We start from the raw sequence: 20,312 nt of genomic DNA on the forward strand, positions 1-20,312 counted from the left end.
TGCCTGACTGCGGGCGTGCGGCGGATATCGATGCCGGCGGTCGCAGACAGGCATACAAGAAGACTTTGGAGGAACACATCATGGAACAGAAGTTCACCACCATGGCCCAAGAGGCCGTCGGCGACGCGATTCAGAGTGCGTCCGCCGCTGGAAACGCGCAGGTCGAGACCCTGCATGTGATGGATGCGCTGCTGCGCCAGGAAAACGGCGTGGTGCGCTCGCTGATTGAGGCTGCGGGTGGCAATGCGCAAGCCATCGGTGCCGCCGTGCGCAACGCGTTGGTCGCGCTGCCGAGCGCATCTGGCTCTACTACCTCGCAGCCGCAGGCCAGTCGTCAGCTGACCGCCGCCATCGCCCAGGCTGAGAAGGAGATGCAGCAGATGGGCGACGAATACGTCTCTACCGAGCATCTGCTCATCGGCATCGCGGCCAGCAAGCCGAACCAGTCGGCTGAAATCCTGGAGAAGAACGGCGTGACTGCCGCCGCGCTGCGTAAGGCCGTGCCGGGCGTACGCGGTGGCGCGAAGGTCACCAGCCCGGACGCGGAAGGCTCGTACAAGGCGCTGGAGAAGTACTCCACCGACCTGACCGCCGCCGCCAAGGAAGGCAAGCTTGACCCGGTGATCGGCCGCGATCAGGAAATCCGCCGTGTGATTCAGATCCTGAGCCGTCGTACCAAGAACAACCCGGTGCTGATCGGCGAGCCTGGCGTGGGCAAGACCGCAGTCGTGGAAGGCTTGGCCCAGCGTATCGTGGCCGGCGATGTGCCGACTACATTGCAGGGCAAGAAGTTGATTTCGCTTGATCTGGGCTCGATGGTGGCCGGTTCCAAGTACCGTGGCGAATTCGAGGAGCGCCTGAAGGCCGTCCTGAACGAGATCAAGAACGCCAACGGCCAGATCATCACGTTCATCGATGAGATTCATACCATCGTGGGCGCGGGCGCTGCCGAGGGCTCGATGGATGCCGGCAACATGCTGAAGCCTATGCTGGCCCGCGGCGAACTGCGCCTGATCGGTGCGACCACGTTGGACGAGTACCGCGAGAACATCGAGAAGGACCCGGCTCTGGAGCGTCGTTTCCAGCAGGTGTTCGTCGGCGAGCCGTCCGTGGAAGACACCATCGCCATTCTGCGTGGCCTGAAGCAGCGTTATGAGGCGCACCACAAGGTCACGATCGGCGATGATGCGCTGGTCGCCGCCGCAACGCTGTCCAACCGTTACATTTCCGGCCGTCAGCTGCCTGATAAGGCCATCGACTTGGTCGATGAGGCCGCTGCGCACCTGCGTATGGAACTCGACTCCTCCCCGGAGGAGATCGATGAGCTCCAGCGCAAGGTGACCCGTCTCGAGATGGAGGAAATGCAGCTCAAGAAGGCCGAAGACCCGGCATCCAAGGAACGCTTGGGCAAGCTGCAGGCCGAACTCGCGGACACCCGTGAGAAGCTCAGCGGCCTCAAGGCGCGTTGGGATGCTGAACAGGCCGGCCATAACAAGGTCGGTGACCTGCGTGCCAAGCTCGATGACCTGCGCGTGCAGGCGGACAAGTTCACCCGTGAGGGCAACCTGGCCGAAGCCTCTAAGATCTTGTACGGCGAGATTCCGTCGATTCAGAAGGAGCTCGACGCCGCCGAGAACGCGGACGCCGAATCCAAGGGCACTGGTTCCACCGACCCCGCTCAGGAGCCGATGGTGCCGGACCGTGTGGACGCCGACTCCGTGGCCGAGATTGTGTCCGACTGGACAGGCATCCCTGTGGGCCGCCTGATGCAAGGCGAAAACGAGAAGCTCCTGCACATGGAGGACTACCTCGGCAAGCGCGTGATTGGTCAGAAGGAAGCCATTGCCGCCGTGTCCGACGCTGTGCGTCGCTCGCGTGCCGGCATCTCCGACCCGAACCGTCCGACCGGTTCGTTCCTGTTCCTTGGTCCGACCGGTGTGGGCAAGACCGAGCTGGCCAAGGCGCTCGCGGACTTCCTGTTCGACGACGAGAAGGCCATGGTACGCATCGACATGTCCGAGTACATGGAGAAGGCGTCCGTGTCCCGTCTGATTGGTGCCGCGCCTGGTTACGTGGGCTACGAGCAGGGCGGTCAGCTGACCGAGGCCGTGCGCCGTCGTCCTTACTCCGTCGTGCTGTTCGATGAGGTCGAAAAGGCCAACCCGGAGATTTTCGATGTGCTGCTGCAGGTGCTCGATGATGGTCGTCTGACCGATGGCCAGGGCAGGACCGTGGACTTCAAGAACACGATCCTCATCATGACCTCCAACCTTGGCTCGCAGTTCCTCGTGAACGAGGACCTGGACGCGGACGCCAAGAAGAAGGCGGTGATGGACGCCGTGCACATGAACTTCAAGCCGGAGTTCCTGAACCGTCTGGACGACATCGTGATGTTCCACCCGCTCACCCGCGAGGAATTGGGGGGCATTGTGGACATCCAGGTCAACAGCGTGGCTCAGCGCCTGACCGATCGCCGCATCACGCTCGACGTGACCGACTCGGCCCGCGAGTGGCTTGCCAACACCGGTTACGACCCGGCGTACGGTGCTCGTCCGCTGCGTCGCTTGGTGCAAACCGAGGTCGGCGATCAGTTGGCACGTATGCTGCTGGCCGGCAAGGTTCATGACGGCGACACCGTGCTGGTCGACCAGACCGGCGGCGAGCATCTGGAGCTCTCCGCATGGGCCAGCGACCAGATCATCGGCGACGACCCGGACGTGAAGGTCGGCAACGTCTCCGAAGACAAGTGACGCTTGACGCTGTGACATGGGCATAAGCCCTGAAAATGGTGGTTGCGGGTTGCCGCAGCCACCATTTTTATGTGTTGGTCGATATCTCGCTTGGCAGGGGTACATTTCGGGTTGTGAGGACACCTATCAGCGTTGCGAGGGGTACCGAATGGTGAAATAATGCTGCGGTGATGCCGCTGATAGATGAGATTTCGCGTTCGACGTACCCCTTGTAACGTAGATAGATGTCTGAAGAGTGCGAAATGTACCCCTGCCAAGCGAGATATCGCGCAGTCGCCGAGCGTATGTTGGAACGGTACGAGCCCATGAATACTGTGGTCGGGGATTCGAAAACGCTTCGCATGTTCGTGTGAGAGAGGAGTGCCATGACCGGACGGTTCGCGCCCACGCCTTCGGGCCGTATGCACATCGGCAACGTGTATGCCATGTTGGCGGCATGGCTATCCGCCCGTTCCCGTGGCGAACGCATGCTGCTGCGCATCGAGGATGTGGATAAGCCGCGCGTCGTCGCTGGTGCCGACCAGCTGATGATGGACGACCTGCGTTGGCTGGGCTTCGACTGGGACAACGCCTCCTCGCCGATGTATCAGTCCCGTCGAACCGAGCGTTATGAATATGCGCTGAAATGCCTGAGCCGTGTGAACATCGGCGACTCATTATCCGTATCGCCGGCTGTGCAGCATGAGCATGTTTCACATGCTGTTTCACGGTCATCTGTGATGCACAGCGTGCTCTATTCCTGTTTCTGCTCGCGCGCCGACATTCGCGCCGCATCTGCGCCGAACGAGGGCGATGGATTCATGGTCTACCCCGGAACCTGCCGCCGACTGCTGCACGAGCACCCCGAGGAGGTCCAGGCGCGCCTGGACCGCGGCGATCAGCATTCCATGCGTATCGCCATGCCGCAGTCCTCGCCAGAGCGGGATGCATATTTCGAGGATTGCGTCTACGGGCCGCAACAGTACGATCTGCTGCGCGAAGTCGGCGATTCGGTAATCCGCCGTGCCGACGGATTGTTCGGCTATCAGCTGGTCGTAGTCGTCGATGACTTGGACATGGGCGTTGACGATATTGTGCGCGGGCGTGATCTGCTGCGTTCCACTGCATTGCAGATGTGGATTCGGCGCTGTCTGCTGGCCGGCGGATTCGAACCGGAATGCGGCACTGTTATCGCCGCTCCAACATATGCGCACCTACCCCTCATCGACAATGCCGCAGGCCGCCGCCTTGCCAAGCGCGAGCGTTCGCTGGACATGGGTGCTTTGCGCGCCCGTGGGGTCACTCCTGAGCAGATCATCGGATTCTGTGCTTGGCTGCTGCGGCTGCGCCCGACTTCCGAGCCAGTTGCCGCGGCTGAGTTGCTGGATGATTTCAGCTGGCAGCCATTGCGGGCCAATCATCCTGATCGAGCGCTGGATCCCACGGATTCCCATACTCCTCAGTGGCTGGCGGACGCGCTGTAAGCCCGCAGTCAATTTCACAAGAAGTTCATGGACAACCAGCCTCACGAGGCACCCGTACAGCGGTAATCTGATACCACTAACGGGAAGGATTCCTATGTCTTCAAAACTGTTGAGAAATGTTGTGCTGGCAGGCGTCGCAGCCGCTGGCGCCGCCGCATGGGCCGTGGCACCTCGAACCTTCAACGACAAGCGTCGTAACTTCGTGCCGTCCATTCCGGAGGTGTGGTACGCACACCGTGGCTTGCATGATGCCGGTTCCGGCTTGGTGAATCCGAGTGACGTGGAGGATTACTCCGGCGATAATCCCGTCAGCGCCGAAGCTGATAGCGCGAGCGGCTCCATCGCCGAGAACGCCGATTATGTGGCGCTGGCTCGTCGCATGGCGATGAAGGCCGGCTACGGCAACCCGGATGTCGCCGGTCCGATTGCCCCCGAGAACTCTTTGGCCGCATTCGCCGCCGCGTGCGAGGCCGGCTACGGCATCGAACTCGACCTGCAGCTCACGCTCGACGGTCAGGTGGTTGTTGTGCATGACGCCGACCTGCTGCGCGTGGCCGGCGACCCCCGTCGTGTGGAAGACCTTACGTACGACGAGTTGACCCGCATCCCGCTGTTCCACGGTTCCAAGCCTGGCGATTTGAAGGCCAAGCCGTTGCCGGGTGCCGATGCGAATCCGCCGCTGGTGGTCACGCCGTCCGCGGCTCCTGACGGTTACTACCAGCATGTGCCGCTGTTTTCCGACGTACTCAAGGTGGTCGCCGGACGTGCTCCGCTGATCGTGGAATACAAGTTCAGCAACAACAGCGCATGGGATGCTCGCACTGAGGAACTTATGGAGAAGGGCCATGCGCTGCTTGAGGCGTATGACGGTCCGTATGTGATCGAATCCTTCCACCCTGGCGCCGTGAACTGGTACAAGGAACATCACCCGGAAGTGTGCCGTGGACAGTTGAGCTGGCCGGCCAAGCTGCAAAAGGACGGTCCGGTGGAATGGGCGGCGGGTCTACTGGCATTCGACTGGATGTCCCGTCCTGATTTCGTGGCCTATGACTGGACCGGTGGCGCCTCTCCGCAAGTGCGTCTGGCTCGTGCGATGGGTGCCATGCCGGTCTCCTGGACTGTGCGCAGCAGTGACGAACTGGCCCAGTGCGATCAGTACTTCGACCGCCACATCTTCGAGGCGTTCGTTCCTGATGCCCAGTGATTCTCGATTTCCGCTGGGTTGATCTCCTGGCTCCCCTCTGTGAGGGGAGCTGGCCGCGACGCAGACTGAGAGGGACTATTGCTGTGCGCCGTTGCTCTACTTGTGGTACGGCTCGCCAGCGTTGATTTTGTAGGCGCGATAAATCTGCTCAAGCAGAATCACGCGCATGAGCTGATGCGGGAACGTCATCTTTGAAAAACTGAGCTTAAAATCGGCCCGGCGCAATATTGCATCATCAAGGCCGATTGACCCGCCGATCACCAGCTGAATATGACTGGTGCCGCGTAATCCCAGATCATTGATTTTTGCGGCAAGCTGCTCACTGGAGAGCTGTTTGCCATCGATGGCAAGCGCTATGACATAGGCATTATCGCGCACATGCTTGGCGATGCGTTCGCCTTCTTTGGCTTTGATTTGCCGCTCGACGCCTTCGGAGGCATGCTCCGGTGTCTTCTCGTCCGCCACTTCGATGATGTTGAGTTTGCAGTAGCGGGAAAGGCGCTTGGAATATTCGTCGATGGCGTCGCGAAGATAGCGTTCTTTCACGCGTCCCGGCGCAATAATGTCAATTTGCATAAAGTCCTTAAACATATATGGCTCCCCATAACGAGGAGCCATAACAATCAGTCGATGACGAGGAATTGATTAACGAGTGTGGCAGCAAGGCGCAGCCGGCGCGTATTCAATCAGATGAGTGGTGGAGTCGACTGATGTGTGCGGAGGCCGACGTTCGAAGCTGAAGGCGCACTGAGGTGCGTCGAGCGCTGAGAAAAGTCGGTATACGCTCCATCAGTCGATGACGCCGTAGAGGCGATCGCCGGCGTCGCCAAGCCCCGGCACGATGTAGCACTTGTCGTTGAGCTTCTCGTCGACCGCGCACACCACGACCTTGAAGTCGATGGACGGATCGATATGCTCTTCGACGTACTTGATGCCCTCAGGAGCGGCGATGATGTTGATGGCGGTCACGTCCTTGGCGCCGCGCTCAGCCAGATAATGGGTGGCGGCAACCAGAGTGCCACCGGTGGCGAGCATCGGGTCGATCAGGAAGCACTGGCGGCCGGAAAGGTCATCGGGCAGACGGTTCGCATAGGTGATCTGCTGGGTGGGGTGCTCCTCATCGCGTTTCATGCCGAGGAAGCCGACTTCGGCGGTTGGAATCAGTCGGGTCATACCGTCGAGCATGCCGAGGCCCGCACGCAGCACCGGCACGATAATCGGGCGCGGGGAGGCGAGCTTCTTGCCGGTCATCGGGGCGACCGGGGTCTCAATCGGGGTGGCGACCACGGAAAGATCGCGGGTGGCTTCGTAGGCCTCAAGCATCACAAGCTCGGAGACGAGCTCGCGGAAGGTGGAGGAGGGGGTGTTCTTGTCGCGCAGCACGGTGAGCTTGTGCTCGACCAGCGGATGATTTAGTACGTGAAGTTCCATAGTTCCCAAGCCTAGTCCATGATGGCCGACCCGCCGAATCAATGTTGGCAAACCGCGACGCCTCGATTGTCGCACCGTACATGGCTGCACTGCTGCATGGCGAACGGCTCGTAGTAGATATCGTCCGCATGCACGCCATGCCTGAACAGCACCGCGCGCACGGCCTCCATCATCGGTTGCGGCCCGGCGATGAGGTAGGCGGCGTCGGGCCGAATCATCGGCGCGATGGTTGCCTCATCCGCGCGTCCGGCTTGTAGACGCACGCGAGTGGCCGGCGTGGTGCGGCCGAATTGCTCCAGTTCATCGCGGTAGATGAAATCACGTGCGGAGCGCACGGTGTAGAGGAAATCAACCGGACGATTGCCGTCGGCGTACGCGGTGAGCACACCGAGCAATGGCGTGATGCCGATGCCGCCGCCGATCAATACCAGTGGCGTGCGCTGTCTTGCCGTTGCGATGTTGCGTCCCTGCCGCACGGCGGTTTGGTCGGCCTTGGTGGTTGCGTGACTGTCGTGTTCGCGAATGAATTCGGCGTAGCGGCCGTATGGGGGAACGATCCGCACGGCATCACCGGGCTTAAGCGAGGCCACGCGCGCGGTGAAATCACCGTCCGCGCGAATCGCGAACGCCATCGTGGGGGAGTCGGGGTGTGGCGTCGTAATGGTGGTGCCCGCCGCCGAGGTGGTGTGTACCACGGTATTGGCGTGTGCGGCGTTGGCGGCGGCGAATGATGCGCTCTCGGGCGCGGGATAGGAGTTCGTCAGCGAGAACGGATGATATTCATGCATGCCGCGCTTGCCGGGAAACGCGATGAAGGCGAAATCGCCCGGATTCCAGCGAATGCTCGCGGTGCTTTGGCTTGCGCTAGTGCCGGTACTGTCGATCGCCACCGTCAGCTCGGTGACGCGATCGGCCAGCGGCCTTGCCGACGCCACCCGCCCGCGAATAGCAAAGGCCTCGCGGTTCACGCTGCTCCAGATGTAATACGCGAACACGATGATCGTGACTGCGTCGAACAGGAAGATAAACGGTTTGATGGATGCAATGTAATCAATCACATGCACATGAATCACAATCAGCACGATGGCTACGATGTTGAGCCTGTGCAGCCAAACGCTCATCTCATGGTGGAATATCTGCTCCAGTGCGCGCTTGGCCCTCGCAAGGACTGGTACGCGCGCGGTGAGCCAACCGGCCATGAATACCAGCGACCATACGGCAACTGCCATGAACAGATACAGTCCCAAGTGGCCGGTGAGTCCGATGAGCTCGCCCGCGCCGGGCAGCAGCGCCTGATGCAGGAAGGCCAGCACGATGGCGAGGATTGCCAGCACGCCATGAATCATGTACATATGCGGCAATCCCACCGTGCGATCCACCCAGCGCGGGCGGCAGGCGAGGTATACGGCGGTGAGCATCCACGTGTAGGCGATGACACCGATTTCCGCGCCGAACATCGACCTGCTGTAGAGCGCCGGGAAACCGGCCACGAGTGTGGCCAGGAAGGGCAGCGGAATGATGAAGAGCACCACGGCCCATGCGAGGGCGATGTGTGAGGAAATGGTTTTCATGATGATTCCTTGTCTTGCACAGAGGGTGCCATTATGCATGGTTTGCGGGAACTTCGCCGGGCGCGAATTGCGTGATGCTGCCGTCCGGACGCACGAATACGGACATCAGGCTCGATTGGGCGACAGGATTGCCGGCGACGATGCCGCGGAACGTCTGCTCGCCGGCGCTGATTGCCGTGGTGGCCCACATGTCGGCGAAGGTGAGGTGGTCGTCCACCACGGTAGCTTGGGCGAGGTCGTGTGCGCTGCGCGTGATGTGCTCGCCGCGTTTGCTGGTGCCGGAGGTGGCGACCGCGCCATTGCGCAGTGTGATGGTGCGGATTGTGGCGTTCGGGTTGGCGGGATCCTGCACGCCGATGTGCCAGGTGAAATCGCTGGTGTCGGCTACTGCTGCTTGGATATCGCCGCCTCCGCCCAATGCTGCAGCTTCGCACGTGCCGGCTGTGATGAGCGGCATGAGAAAACGTTGATGCGCCTGCTCGATGGCCCATCCTTTGACGATGCCAGTGGGGTCGTATTGGCCCGCGTGCATCGGATCGAAATGCCCGTGTGTCAACTGCTTGGCTTGCTGGACGAGGGCATAGATTTCCGCGAAATCGGTGTGTGGCAGGCGATGGGCGGCGCTGGGCTCGTTGGGCGCATGGCGTGTGTTCGGTTGTGTACTGGTCTGGCTCGGCTGCGCGGAAATCAGCGCGCGCCAGTCGCCGCGGCGCGCTGCGGAAACCTGGGAATCGGCGCTGAACGGTGAGAAAGCGGTTTCGATGTGGTGCAGATAATCAGCAATCTCAGGTGTCACCTGGTCAATAACCGTGGCGAGCTGTGCGGACTGTTCGGCGTTGCCGACTAATTGCACAGTGAACGGAATGGTCATCGCATGGATGACGCGAGCTTGGATGGCAGCCACGATGTTGGCTCCTTTCGGCGTTACGGATTATTTGCCGGCATTGAGTGACTGGTTAATGGCATCCTGCAGCGAATTGACGAAAGCGGTGGAGGTCTCTGTGGCGCCGGAAACGAACTGGATTTCAGAGCTTTGAGCGCTGATGGCGCGTTCGGTGAGTGCTGGAATTGCCTGCGCGTTTACCTGTTGTGAGCGGCCGGTGGAGGGCGCTTTGACTGCGGTGATGGTAGTGATTTTGCCGCCGGATACCGTGACCTGCAACTGCACTTCACCATATTTGTTCTGGGTGGCGACGCCGGTGTAGGTGCCGTCGGTGAGTCCGGAGTCATTGGTCGAATCCGTATTGCTGGTGCCGGAATCGGAATTATCCGTGGAATCGGTTCCGGAAGTATGTGACTGGTCCGAACTGCTTGATTCCGAAGTGGAGGCATCAGTGCTGCCGGACGCTAGCGTTGAGCCTGTGGCTGCGTCCTGCTGTGCGAGGTGCGGTTTGACGAACAGTAGGAACGCATCGGCGATGATGGCCAATCCGGCCATTGCCGCGATGGCCGCTCGAGTCACGGTTTTCATGATTGCTCCTCAAACAATATCTGATTCGTGTTGGTTGGTTGCGCGCCGATGCAATACCACATGCTGATGGGCGCAGAAACCCCCTGCTACCACACGAAGATATCCGCCCAATGCTGGCGGCGGAGTAAACGAAAACTGAAAGCCCGCTGAAAATCAACGGTTCTGTGAGATAACTCTCACCTAAGAGCGAGGCGATAGCCGAGCGAGGGTGATGTTGGGTCTTCGCGTGGACGAAGTCCTTAATTGCAGGACCGGAGGGGCTCGCGGCCCTTGCGTAGTGCATGAAAGAAGGTGTGAAGCGTCGAGCCGCGAAAGCGCCTGTCGGCGCAAGGGCCGCTCGCGGCGGCAAAAAATGGAGCCCGGGGCTTAAGCACGGCCCGACGCGAATCCCTAGTATAGCGTGCCGGCTGATTGTGGCACGCCGTTCGATGTCCCTTGCTATTCCAGACGCCCGCGGCGCCATAAATGCGCGCCTTGTTCGAACGTGCGCGCGGTGGTCATCAGGTTCGCCCCGGTGTGCATCAGCTTCGCCGCCTGAGATCGTGCGCGCTGCTCATCCATGCTTCCAGCCACCGGCCCGCCGTTTGCCATGGCTCGCTGCACACGTCGCTTCGCTTCAACGCGCAAACCAAGTGCCACTACGTCGGTAAACGCTGCGGCACGCTCCAGGGCCACGGCGAAATCGCCTACGAATGCGCCGGAAAGAATCGAATCGGCCAATCGTACGATATCGTCCTCGGCTGGTGCCTGATCCACACCGGCGATCGCCGATGCCGTCGTGGCCACCGGTTCGCCGAGTCGCCAGAGTTGAGCGATGGAATCGCGATTATTGCGCATCCACGTACGTAGCATATACAGTCGCCACAGCACGCCCGGCAGCGAGTCCGGTTCGGCGTCGCTCCACAGTTCCGCGATTTCGTCCACGCCGACCGTCTCCACCAAGGTGAGCACACGGTGCACGACTTCCGGATCCTCGCTGTGCCGCACGCGATCGAGCAGCGCCGCAGCAGACAGATGACTCATCTCGCTGATGGCCTGCGGGTCCATGCCGCCAGCCAAGCCATCAGCTACGGCGGGGTCGAGCTGGGCCGGGCGCGAAGGTCTCAGTGAGCCCATGCGAGCTGGGCCGAATGCGGCACCGGCCGCACGTAACGAGCCAAAACCCGGTCCTAAGCCGGATCCGCCATGCGCAGCGGCATGTGCAGCTGCCGCAGCTGCGGACGAGTTGGAGGAATCAGGGGAAGCGGGCCTAGTAGACAAGCGGTTGAACCTTCTGAATATCGATGATCTCCGGGCCATCCGGAGTGCTGACAACGAATAATGCTACCGCTGTGCCGGTGGGCATGAACGGTGTTTTTGCGATAAGCCGCTTGCCAAGCGCCGCCGGTCGGCACATGTTGCGCAGATGCTCGAACATGCCGCCGATCACCGGCCGATGCATGCAGATCACTGTGCCCTGCTCGCGTTCGAGGGCGAAATCGATTTCACTGAGTGTGCACTCCCATGCGGCCTCCGGGTTGGCGGCAAAGGCGTCTTCGGTGAGCTCGTTCAGCATGACCATTTCACTATTGGTTTCCCATGCAAAGGTTTCCAAGGTCTGCTGGCAACGAATCCATGGGGATGTGGCCAAACGAATCGGATTGAAACATGCGAGTTCCGGGTTCAACGCGTAGGCTGCAGCGGCGCCGCGCGGTGTGATCGGGCGGTTGGCGTCCGTCCCCTTCCACATTTTGCGGGCTTCGGCCTTGCCATGACGCACGATGATCACCGGCTGCGCGTTCAGTGCGCCTTCTTGCACGCGATCGACGAACAGCGCGAGGATGTCCTTGTCCGTGGAATGCGTCAGTTTCTTGCGGGCCTCAAGAGGGGTCAGCCACAGCACTTGGTCGATTTCGCCTTCATCCGCGCGGTGCACCGGGCCGAACGCGTGAGTGCGGTGCAGATTGTCGACCGCGCTGATTGGATGAGCCATCCAGAACAGCACGTGCTTGCCATCCTCGGAGATGTTCTTGGTGTGGCGATGCTTGGCGCCTTCTTCGGAGATAGGGTAGGTGACTTCGCCTAGATATGCGCCAAGTGCCACCGGCAGTCCGCTTTCCTCGCCCATTTCGCGCACGGCTGCGTGCCTATGCGATTCATTGGGATCGAGCTTGCCTTTCGGCCAACTCCAATCGTCATACTTCGGGCGATGCACCACGCACAGTTCGATTTGACTGAGTACGTTGTGCGATGAATCCGATAGCGCCTGCGCGTCGGCGGTGCTGAGGGACTCGTTTGGCTGTGATTGTTCTCGGGTGCTGTGCTGTTCTGCTGCAGGGCTCTCGACGGCTTTCCACCGGTAGATGATTCCGCCGGCGGCTTCTGTGACATGCCTCATGTTATTGCTACCCATCACTGGTTATTGTAGGGCAAAACTCACTGCCCTACGTAGTTTGTGCGTAGAAAACGATGATGCCCGGCTCCGTGCATGAATGCAGGAAACCGGGCATCAATCACTATCTGTCCGCTAACAGTCTACCAGTGTTTTTCGTTAGCGTTCACATGGGGTGTGCGTCAGGTGCGGCGTCAGTTGTGTGCGGCGCGGCGGCGAGTGTGCTTGCGAATCAGGTATTCCTGGCTGTCCACCAGCGGACGTCCCTCGTCGTCCTTGGTGTGCAGCACATAGGTGCCGTCCGGCTGCATGTGCCAGCTCACGGTGGAATCGGCCATCTGCAGGTCCACATACTTGATGAGCTCGTCGATCTGCTCCGGGGCGGTGATGCGCACCAGAGCCTCAACGCGACGGTCGAGGTTGCGGTGCATCAGATCGGCGGAGCCGATATACACCTCGGGGCCGGAAGCCGGTCCTTCGCCGATTTGCGGGCCATCGGCGTTGCAGAAGGCGTAGATGCGGGAATGCTCAAGGAAGCGACCGAGGATCGAGCGCACGCGGATGTTCTCGGAGAGTCCCGGAACGCCCGGCTTCAGGGCGCAGATGCCACGTTCGACGATGTCGATCTTCACGCCGGCCTGGGAGGCGCGGTACAAGGCGTCGATGGTCTTCTCGTCCACGATGGAGTTGACCTTGATCTTGATCCACGCCTCCTTGCCGGCGCGGGCGGCGTCCTCCTCGCGGCGGATGCGCTGGATGAGGCCGGTGCGCACGGTACGCGGAGCCACCAGCAGGCGATGGAAGCTGGACTTCGGAGCGTAGCCGGACAGCTGGTTGAACAGGCGGGTCAGATCCTGGCCGACCACCGGGTCGCAGGTCAGCAAGCCAAGATCGGTGTACAGACGTGCGGTCTTCGGGTTGTAGTTACCGGTGCCCACGTGGCAGTAGCGACGCAGGCCATCGGCTTCCTGGCGCACGACTTCGATGAGCTTGCAGTGCGTCTTCAGACCCACGATGCCGTACACCACGTGCACGCCGGCGCGTTCGAGCTTACGGGCCCAGGCAATGTTGGCGTCCTCGTCGAAACGAGCCTTGATCTCCACCAGGGCGAGCACCTGCTTGCCGGCATGCGCGGCATCGATCAGTGCGTCGATGATCGGGGAGTTGGAGCTGGTTCGGTAGAGCGTCTGCTTGATAGCCAGGACCTTAGGATCCGCCGCAGCCTGTGCCAGAAAGGCCTGAACCGAGGTGGAGAAGGAATCATAGGGGTGGTGCAGCAGGATGTCGCGCTCGCGGATGGCGGCGAAGATGTCCTGCGCACGGGAGGATTCGACTTCTGCGATTTGGCGGTTCGTGGTCGGCACGAACGGACGGTTCTTCAGATCCGGGCGATCCACGCTGCCGAGCTCGAAGAGCACGGTCAGGTCCAGCGGGCTGGGCAGACGGTACACCTCATCCTGGCTCACGCCAAGCTGGTCAGCGAGCAGCTGGGAGAGGAATGGGCTCGTGGTGTCGGTGATTTCGAGGCGGATTGGCGGTCCGAAGCGACGACGCAGCAGTTCCTTCTCCATGGCGTTGAGCAGGTTCTCGGCGTCATCCTCTTCCACGTCGATGTCTTCGTTACGGGTCACGCGGAAGGAGCGGGCTTCCTTGATGATCATGCCCGGGAACAGTGATTCGAGGTGTGCGGCGATAAGCTTCTCCATGGTGATGAAGCCGTAGCGCTCGTCCTTGGACTCTTCATCGGTCATGTCGTCCACTGGCACCAGACGCGGCAGGTTGCCCGGGATCTTGACGCGGGCGAAGTGGGACTTGCCGGATGCCGGGTTCTCCACGATCACGGCGAGGTTGATTGAACCGCCGGAGATGTAGGGGAACGGGTGAGCCGGGTCCACCGCGAGCGGGGTCAGCACCGGGAAGACCTGCTGACGGTAGTAGCGGGAAAGACGCTCCTGCTCGGACGGGGTGAGCTTGTCCCAAGTCAGCAGGACGATGTGCTCCTTCTCCAGCTCAGGAAGGATGGTGTTGATGGTGTAATGCGCGTGCTCATCCTGCAGACGATGCGCGGTTTCGCTGATGGCGCGCAGCAGCTGGCGAGGGCTCAGGCCTGCGGCTGAGGGCACGGCGATGCCGGAATCGATACGGCGCTTCAGGCCTGCTACGCGGACCATGAAGAACTCATCTAGGTTCGAGGCGAAGATTGCGGAGAAGTTGGCGCGCTCGAGCAGCGGCACATCTTCATCTTCTGCTAGCTCAAGTACGCGCTGGTTGAATTTGAGCCAGCTCAGTTCGCGGTCGAAGAAGCGATCCTTGGGCAGTGGGGCTTCGCCTTCTTTGTCGACGCGGCGGTCGTTCTTGTCTGTTTCGGCAATGTGCTCTGCGATTTGGCTGCGCAGAATTGCCTTTGAGGGTGCGTCAAATATCTGTGCCATAGCTTACATCGTAGGCTTTGGTGTGGCCGGATTCCGGGGTTACGCGCCAGAGTTCAGACTCCGTTCATATTGGTGTTGAAGTTGTGTGCGACACGCCGTGGATTCATCGGAATCACACAGAAGCGAACATCGTACGGGTTCGAATCGCACGTAAGGATTCGTTTGTTGGATTTACCTAAGTTTGATTGAACAATTGTGATAAAAATCGAACAACCGCAGTGCTCGACTTGCAGTATCGAGGTCATGTGAATAGATTATGAGGTACAAGAACAACTGAACAGAGCAGAGCCCACAAATAGTGTATGGTCACGAGGACTGTTACGTTGGACGGGCATTGGAAAGACTTACCGTTGCAACGATGATGTTGTGCAGAGATTCTGCTCGCGAGGTTGAACTTGTAGAAAGGCCCACTCCGGTGGGCCTTTTCTTTTGCCTTGGAAAGTGTCCGGTAGGTGTTCGGCGGCTGAGCTCTTACGATGTATGCGGCTCAACGAAGGTTCCGCATACATAGTGAAGGTTTGGGACCTGTTTTACTCACTAAGTATGCGGTTGGACCATGATCCCGCATACATAGTAAGGATTCGCGGCCTATTTCCCTCGCTATGTATGCGGCAGGTATGTTGGAGCGCATACATAGTGTCTGTTGCGCGAGGCGCACCTGCTACCTGTCCCAAGATTGCATGTGTACAGTGGTGTGCATGACGGAAACACAGCGAGCTCCTGAGGGTTTCAGACCCCGTATCAAGCCGGCCGAAGCCGGTGATGACCGCCCGGTTTCTATCTCCGCGCGGCTTGGCAGGCTGCAATTCCATACGTCCGGCAAGTTCCGCGTGCTGCAAGTCGCTGACATTCAGGACGGTCCGAAAATCGCCAAGGACACTATTGCCTTGCTTGAAGCAAGTCTCGACGCCACGCGTCCTGATCTCGTGGTTTTTTCCGGTAACCAGATTGCCGGGTTTGGCCCCTCATTTGCCGGCACGTTCCGCAAGCGCCGCTGGAGTGAGGAGCCGATCAGCGAAATCGCTCTTGAGAAGACCCGCACCATGGTTCGTGAGGCGACTGCCCAGCTGGTGGCTCCATTGGAGACGCGCAAAGTGCCGTGGGTGGTGACGTACGGCAACCATGATTTCCAGTGCGGACTGAGCAATGCCGAGCTCGATGCCATCTACCGCGAGTTTTCCGGGTGCATCAATGCCGCCGATACGTTGCTGCCTGATCAGACGATCTATTCCTGTGAGCCGGGCACGTTGACGCTGCCGGTGCGTGATGTGGAGGATAGTCACAATGTGCTGGGCCTAGTGATACTTGATTCCGGTGATTACGCACACGGCGGCGGCTTTGGCGTGCCGTCCGAGCGTGCGCATGATTTTCTGCGCAAAGTACCGAAATTGCTAGGCAATCAGGATGGAGCTGCGGTGCAATCGATGGTATTCCAGCACATGCCGCTGCCTGAATATTACGATGTGCTCAAGCCGGTGCCTGCCAATACGGCCTATGCGATGCAAGGCTATCGCAATCATGCCAATACCTATTACATTCTTGATGAGGAACGAACTCAGCCCGGAAGCTATTTGGGTGAGGGTATCTCTTGCCCGGATCACTCGGATGAATTCGCGATCTTGCAGGATACTGGCGGCTACTTTGCCGTGGCCGCGGGCCATGACCATCGCAACGGGTTCGTGGGGGAGTATGAGGGTGTTACTTTGATCGCCACTCCGACGTGCGGCTTTAATACCTATGGTCCGGCTCCGGCGAAGCGTGCGACGCGTCTGATTGAGTTCGATATCCGCCACCCATATGAGCCGCGCACGCAGCTGCTTGAGTTCGGCGAGTTGGTGGGCAAGCCCAGCTCATCCAAGCAGGCTTACACCTATGCGTTGAATCAGAGTGTGCCCGGTGAGGGCGAGGGCGATGATTTGCTGCGTAAGCCATCGTTCTGGAACAGGCCGTTTTGGAATAAGGTGGCCGATGTCTTCCATGACATCGCCATTAATCTGCCATGAGTTGAGGCCTGTGAAGGTTCGCGGCCTGTTCTGCCGGTGAATCTGCGTGATTATGAGCTGTGTTATGCCTTGATGAGCGTTATGCCGTCTTCGAGCCCGTTGACTGTAGGTTTTTGAACACTGACTGTAGGAAATCTAACGTATTTCGTTCAGAAACCTACAGTCTTCGTTCAATTCCCTACAGTCAGTGTTCAAAAACCTACAGTCAACGGGCGGGCGGTTGGACACATAAGTAAAGGGCTGTTTGCCGGAGTATTCCAGCGAACAGCCCTTTGCCTATGAGTGAGTTATTTGCCGAGGAGACTAGCGGACGGCCTTAACCAGTGCTTCGGTCAGGTACTTGCCGGCGGCCATGACCAGCGGGGCATAGCGGCGGCCTGGCGCGGCGCCCATGCGGCCGGTCGGGCCGGAGATGGAGATGGCGGCGATGACCTGGCCGGAGGCATTGCGGATTGGGGCGGAGATGGAGCACACGCCCTCTTCGCGCTCGTTCACGGACTCGGACCAGCCGCGCTTGCGGACGGCTGCCAGCTTGGTGGCGGTGAACTTGGCGTGGCGCAGACCCTGGTGCAGACGTTCGGAATCCTCCCAAGCCAGCAGAATCTGAGCAGCGGAACCGGCCTCCATAGAAAGCATGGCGCCCACCGGAATCGAATCGCGCAGGCCGGAGACACGTTCCACGGCGGCGATGCATACGCGCTGATCGCCTTGGCGGCGGTAGATTTGTGCGGATTCGCCGGTGCGGTCGAGCAGGGTCTGCAGAATCGGGCCGGCGGCCGTCAGCAGACGATCCTCTCCGGCTGCAGCGGCGAGTTCGGCGAAACGGGAGCCCAGCACAAAACGGCCGTGCTGGTCGCGCAGTACGAAACGATGGCGCTCAAGCGCAATGGCCAAACGGTGCGCAGTCGGTCGGGCCAAACCGGTAGCGGCCACGAGCTGGCCAAGCGTGGATGGTCCGGATTCGAGGGCGTCGAGGATTTTCACGGTTTTGTCGAGCACGCCGACGCCGGAATGAATCTCCCCATCGGATGCAGGGGCAGATGCTGCTGCAGGGGTGGCCTCAAGCGATTCTGGCGCGGCAGTGCCGGCTTCTAAAGGTTCTTCTTGGGAATCAGTCATAATATATGTGATTATGCCATCTCACATAGTGAAATACCAAATCGAGGAAGTGTCTCACTTGGTGGTCGTTGTTTACGACATCATCCACGATGTTAGAAATCACTGCGCGCGAGCAACTCGACACAGTATATAAGGTGTCTACGGACAGCGCGAAGCACGGCGAAAAACAAGTATTAACGCGGTTATCTCAATATCCGGCCTGAGTAAGGCCGCAGCCAACACAAGCACATAGGCTTATACCACGAACAAGGCGCGAACACAATACCTCGCGCGGAATTTTTTGGAGGAACACTATGGGAACGACACTGGCCGAGAAGGTCTGGGCCGATCATCTGGTGCGCAAGGGCGGCGACGGCGCTCCCGATCTGCTGTACATCGATTTGATGCTCATGCATGAGGTCACCAGTCCGCAGGCATTCGAAGGCCTGCGCTTGGCCGGCCGTAAGCCGCGCCACGTGGACCAGCTCATCGCCACCGAAGATCACAACACCCCAACCGTGGATATCGATCGACCGAACCCGGACAAAACGAGCGCCCTGCAGCTGAGCACCTTGGAGAAGAACTGCAAGGAATTCGGTGTGCGCCTGCACCCGTTGGGCGACGCCGATCAGGGTATCGTGCACGCATTCGCCCCGATTCTGGGTCTGACCCAGCCGGGTATGACCATCGTGTGCGGCGATTCGCATACCTCCACCCACGGCGCGTTCGGCGCTCTGGCGTTCGGCATCGGCACCTCCGAGGTCGAACATGTGATGGCCACGCAGACCCTGAGCCTGAAGCCGTTCAAGACCATGGCCATCAATGTCAACGGCAAGCTGCCGGCTGACGCTACCGCTAAGGACATCATTCTCGCGATTATCGCCAAGATCGGTACCGGTGGCGGCCAGGGCTACGTGATTGAGTACCGTGGAGAGGCCATCCGCAACCTTACGATGGATGAGCGCATGACCGTGTGCAACATGTCCATTGAAGCCGGTGCCCGCGCCGGCATGATTGCGCCTGACGAGACCACGTTCGAATATCTGAAGGGCCGCCCGCATGCGCCGGAGGGTGAGATGTGGGACAAGGCCGTGGCATACTGGAAGACGCTCAAGACCGATGACGACGCCGTATTCGACAAGGTGGTGGATATCGACGCCACCAAACTCGGTCCGTACGTGACTTGGGGCACCAACCCCGGCCAAGGTCTGCCGATTACCGCCGATGTGCCGGATCCGGCCAAGATCGCCGATGCCACCGAGCGTTCCGCCGCCGAGCGCGCGATTAAGTACATGGGCTTGAAGCCTGGCATGCCGATTAAGGACATTGCTGTGGATACCGTGTTCATCGGCTCCTGCACCAACGGCCGCATCGACGATTTGCGTCAGGCCGCCGCGATTATGAAGGGTCACCACAAGGCCGATTCGATTCATCGTGTGCTGGTCGTACCGGCATCCTCTCGCGTGCGTCTGGAAGCGGAGAAGGAAGGTCTTGACAAGGTGTTCAAGGACTTCGGTGCCGAATGGCGTAACGCAGGCTGCTCGATGTGCCTGGGTATGAACCCGGACAAGCTGGTGCCGAACGAGCGCTCGATTTCAACGTCGAACCGTAACTTCGAAGGCCGCCAGGGCAAGGGTTCGCGCACGCATCTGGCCTCTCCGGCCGTTGCCGCCGCCACCGCGATCCGTGGCACGATTTCCAGCCCGGCTGATCTGTAAAGGACTTTAGATTATGGAAAAACTCACTACTTTGACCGGCGTGGGCGTGCCGCTTCGCCGCTCCAATGTGGATACTGATCAGATCATTCCGGCAGTGTTCCTGAAGCGCGTGACCAAGTCCGGCTTCGATGACGCCCTGTTCTATGCTTGGCGCCGCGACCCGAACTTTGTGCTCAACCAGCCGGAATATGCCGGCAAAGGTCAGATTCTGGTGGCTGGCCCGGAGTTCGGCATCGGTTCCTCCCGCGAGCACGCCGTGTGGGCGTTGCATGATTATGGCTTCCGCGTAGTGATTGCCCCGAGCTTCGCTGACATCTTCTACGGCAACACCGCCAAGAATGGCGTGCTGGCCGCAATCATGCCGCAGGAATCCGTGGAACTGTTGTGGAAGCTGCTCGAAGAGGAACCCGGCCGTGAAATGACCGTGTCGCTTGAGACGCGCACCGTGACCTGTGGCGATGTGACCCTCCCGTTCGAGGTGAACGACTACACCCGTTGGCGCCTGATGAACGGTTACGACGACATCGACCTGACGCTGCAGCACGAGGATGATATCGCCGCCTACGAGAAGATGCGCGCCGAAAAGTTCCCATTCAAGCCCAAGACCATCCCCGCCAAGCACTGGCCCGAAGAGCAAATCCAGTCCGCCCGCGAGCCGGAGACTTCTGATTGGGCTGGTCCGTTGGCTGATCGAGGCATTATCTAGCCTCGATCGGGCTGTTGAGAGTCCGGTGGACTCTCAACAGGACCCGCGCCGAGCTGCGACAGCGGCGAGGCCAACATTGAATCTCGCTCGTCAG

The 20,312-nt window shown here is 60.1% G+C and carries 15 protein-coding genes; 6 read left to right on the plus strand and 9 right to left on the minus strand.

Annotated features, from left to right (window positions below):
* The first annotated feature begins 80 nt into the window (after positions 1 to 80).
* The 3 genes from clpB to F7D08_RS08190 all read left to right on the plus strand — a co-directional run bounded on the left by clpB (position 81) and on the right by F7D08_RS08190 (position 5,417).
* Positions 81 to 2,750 (plus strand): ATP-dependent chaperone ClpB, encoded by a 2,670-nt coding sequence (clpB, locus tag F7D08_RS08180; protein ID WP_152210203.1) that lies wholly within the window; start codon positions 81 to 83, stop codon positions 2,748 to 2,750.
* Between the two features lie 365 nt (positions 2,751 to 3,115).
* Positions 3,116 to 4,213, plus strand: coding sequence for a glutamyl-Q tRNA(Asp) synthetase (locus F7D08_RS08185; RefSeq protein WP_152210155.1), 1,098 nt, complete (start codon positions 3,116 to 3,118; stop codon positions 4,211 to 4,213).
* Between the two features lie 94 nt (positions 4,214 to 4,307).
* Entirely contained in the window at positions 4,308 to 5,417 is a 1,110-nt protein-coding gene (locus tag F7D08_RS08190) for a glycerophosphodiester phosphodiesterase family protein (RefSeq protein WP_152210156.1), read from the plus strand.
* Between the two features lie 96 nt (positions 5,418 to 5,513).
* Here the strand turns inward: F7D08_RS08190 and rlmH are convergent, their stop codons facing one another.
* The 8 genes from rlmH to F7D08_RS08230 form a co-directional block, all read right to left on the minus strand.
* Positions 5,514 to 5,993 carry a 23S rRNA (pseudouridine(1915)-N(3))-methyltransferase RlmH gene (rlmH, locus tag F7D08_RS08195; protein ID WP_152210157.1) on the minus strand — a complete coding sequence of 160 codons (480 nt, stop codon included), beginning with the start codon at positions 5,991 to 5,993 and terminating at the stop codon, positions 5,514 to 5,516.
* Positions 5,994 to 6,206: 213 nt separating this feature from the next.
* Positions 6,207 to 6,848, minus strand: coding sequence for a uracil phosphoribosyltransferase (gene upp, locus F7D08_RS08200; RefSeq protein WP_152210158.1), 642 nt, complete (start codon positions 6,846 to 6,848; stop codon positions 6,207 to 6,209).
* A gap of 38 nt (positions 6,849 to 6,886) precedes the next feature.
* Entirely contained in the window at positions 6,887 to 8,419 is a 1,533-nt protein-coding gene (locus tag F7D08_RS08205; protein ID WP_193316257.1) for a hypothetical protein, read from the minus strand.
* 31 nt (positions 8,420 to 8,450) lie between these two features.
* On the minus strand, positions 8,451 to 9,323 hold the full coding sequence (locus tag F7D08_RS08210) for an FAD:protein FMN transferase (protein ID WP_152210160.1): 873 nt from the start codon (positions 9,321 to 9,323) through the stop codon (positions 8,451 to 8,453).
* Between the two features lie 27 nt (positions 9,324 to 9,350).
* A complete protein-coding gene (locus tag F7D08_RS08215; protein WP_152210161.1) occupies positions 9,351 to 9,890 on the minus strand; it encodes an FMN-binding protein in 540 nt (179 codons plus the stop codon).
* A 438-nt stretch (positions 9,891 to 10,328) separates the two neighbouring features.
* Complete coding sequence (locus F7D08_RS08220) at positions 10,329 to 11,150, minus strand: hypothetical protein (protein WP_152210162.1); 822 nt, start codon at positions 11,148 to 11,150, stop codon at positions 10,329 to 10,331.
* Positions 11,140 to 12,267 carry an NUDIX hydrolase gene (locus tag F7D08_RS08225; RefSeq protein ID WP_152210163.1) on the minus strand — a complete coding sequence of 376 codons (1,128 nt, stop codon included), beginning with the start codon at positions 12,265 to 12,267 and terminating at the stop codon, positions 11,140 to 11,142. Before F7D08_RS08225 ends, F7D08_RS08220 begins: the two co-directional genes overlap by 11 nt.
* 188 nt (positions 12,268 to 12,455) lie before the next feature.
* On the minus strand, positions 12,456 to 14,693 hold the full coding sequence (locus F7D08_RS08230; protein WP_152210164.1) for an RNA degradosome polyphosphate kinase: 2,238 nt from the start codon (positions 14,691 to 14,693) through the stop codon (positions 12,456 to 12,458).
* Positions 14,694 to 15,391: 698 nt separating this feature from the next.
* Here F7D08_RS08230 and F7D08_RS08235 point away from each other — a divergent pair.
* On the plus strand, positions 15,392 to 16,696 hold the full coding sequence (locus F7D08_RS08235; RefSeq protein ID WP_152210165.1) for a metallophosphoesterase family protein: 1,305 nt from the start codon (positions 15,392 to 15,394) through the stop codon (positions 16,694 to 16,696).
* A gap of 303 nt (positions 16,697 to 16,999) precedes the next feature.
* Here F7D08_RS08235 and F7D08_RS08240 read toward each other — a convergent pair whose 3' ends face one another.
* The gene (locus tag F7D08_RS08240) at positions 17,000 to 17,815 is read right to left on the minus strand and encodes an IclR family transcriptional regulator (RefSeq protein WP_152210166.1); all 816 of its coding nucleotides are present in this window, start codon (positions 17,813 to 17,815) and stop codon (positions 17,000 to 17,002) included.
* A gap of 293 nt (positions 17,816 to 18,108) precedes the next feature.
* Between F7D08_RS08240 and leuC the strand changes: the two genes are divergently transcribed.
* Together leuC and leuD are read left to right on the plus strand one after the other, a co-directional pair.
* Entirely contained in the window at positions 18,109 to 19,512 is a 1,404-nt protein-coding gene (gene leuC, locus F7D08_RS08245; RefSeq protein ID WP_100494732.1) for a 3-isopropylmalate dehydratase large subunit, read from the plus strand.
* A 13-nt stretch (positions 19,513 to 19,525) separates the two neighbouring features.
* A complete protein-coding gene (gene leuD, locus F7D08_RS08250) occupies positions 19,526 to 20,218 on the plus strand; it encodes a 3-isopropylmalate dehydratase small subunit (RefSeq protein WP_152210167.1) in 693 nt (230 codons plus the stop codon).
* The last annotated feature ends 94 nt before the right edge of the window (positions 20,219 to 20,312 follow it).

This window comes from Bifidobacterium cebidarum (genome assembly GCF_009193305.1).
Lineage (GTDB): Bacteria > Actinomycetota > Actinomycetes > Actinomycetales > Bifidobacteriaceae > Bifidobacterium > Bifidobacterium cebidarum.

Coding starts and splice junctions, on each gene's coding strand:
- F7D08_RS08185 (WP_152210155.1), top strand. CDS start 3,116: ATGACCGGACGGTTCGCGCCCACGCCTTCGGGCCGTATGCACATCGGC.
- rlmH (WP_152210157.1), bottom strand. CDS start 5,993: ATGCAAATTGACATTATTGCGCCGGGACGCGTGAAAGAACGCTATCTT.
- leuC (WP_100494732.1), top strand. CDS start 18,109: ATGGGAACGACACTGGCCGAGAAGGTCTGGGCCGATCATCTGGTGCGC.
- F7D08_RS08230 (WP_152210164.1), bottom strand. CDS start 14,693: ATGGCACAGATATTTGACGCACCCTCAAAGGCAATTCTGCGCAGCCAA.
- leuD (WP_152210167.1), top strand. CDS start 19,526: ATGGAAAAACTCACTACTTTGACCGGCGTGGGCGTGCCGCTTCGCCGC.
- F7D08_RS08235 (WP_152210165.1), top strand. CDS start 15,392: ATGACGGAAACACAGCGAGCTCCTGAGGGTTTCAGACCCCGTATCAAG.
- F7D08_RS08215 (WP_152210161.1), bottom strand. CDS start 9,890: ATGAAAACCGTGACTCGAGCGGCCATCGCGGCAATGGCCGGATTGGCC.
- upp (WP_152210158.1), bottom strand. CDS start 6,848: ATGGAACTTCACGTACTAAATCATCCGCTGGTCGAGCACAAGCTCACC.
- F7D08_RS08190 (WP_152210156.1), top strand. CDS start 4,308: ATGTCTTCAAAACTGTTGAGAAATGTTGTGCTGGCAGGCGTCGCAGCC.
- F7D08_RS08205 (WP_193316257.1), bottom strand. CDS start 8,419: ATGAAAACCATTTCCTCACACATCGCCCTCGCATGGGCCGTGGTGCTC.
- F7D08_RS08225 (WP_152210163.1), bottom strand. CDS start 12,267: ATGAGGCATGTCACAGAAGCCGCCGGCGGAATCATCTACCGGTGGAAA.
- clpB (WP_152210203.1), top strand. CDS start 81: ATGGAACAGAAGTTCACCACCATGGCCCAAGAGGCCGTCGGCGACGCG.
- F7D08_RS08240 (WP_152210166.1), bottom strand. CDS start 17,815: ATGACTGATTCCCAAGAAGAACCTTTAGAAGCCGGCACTGCCGCGCCA.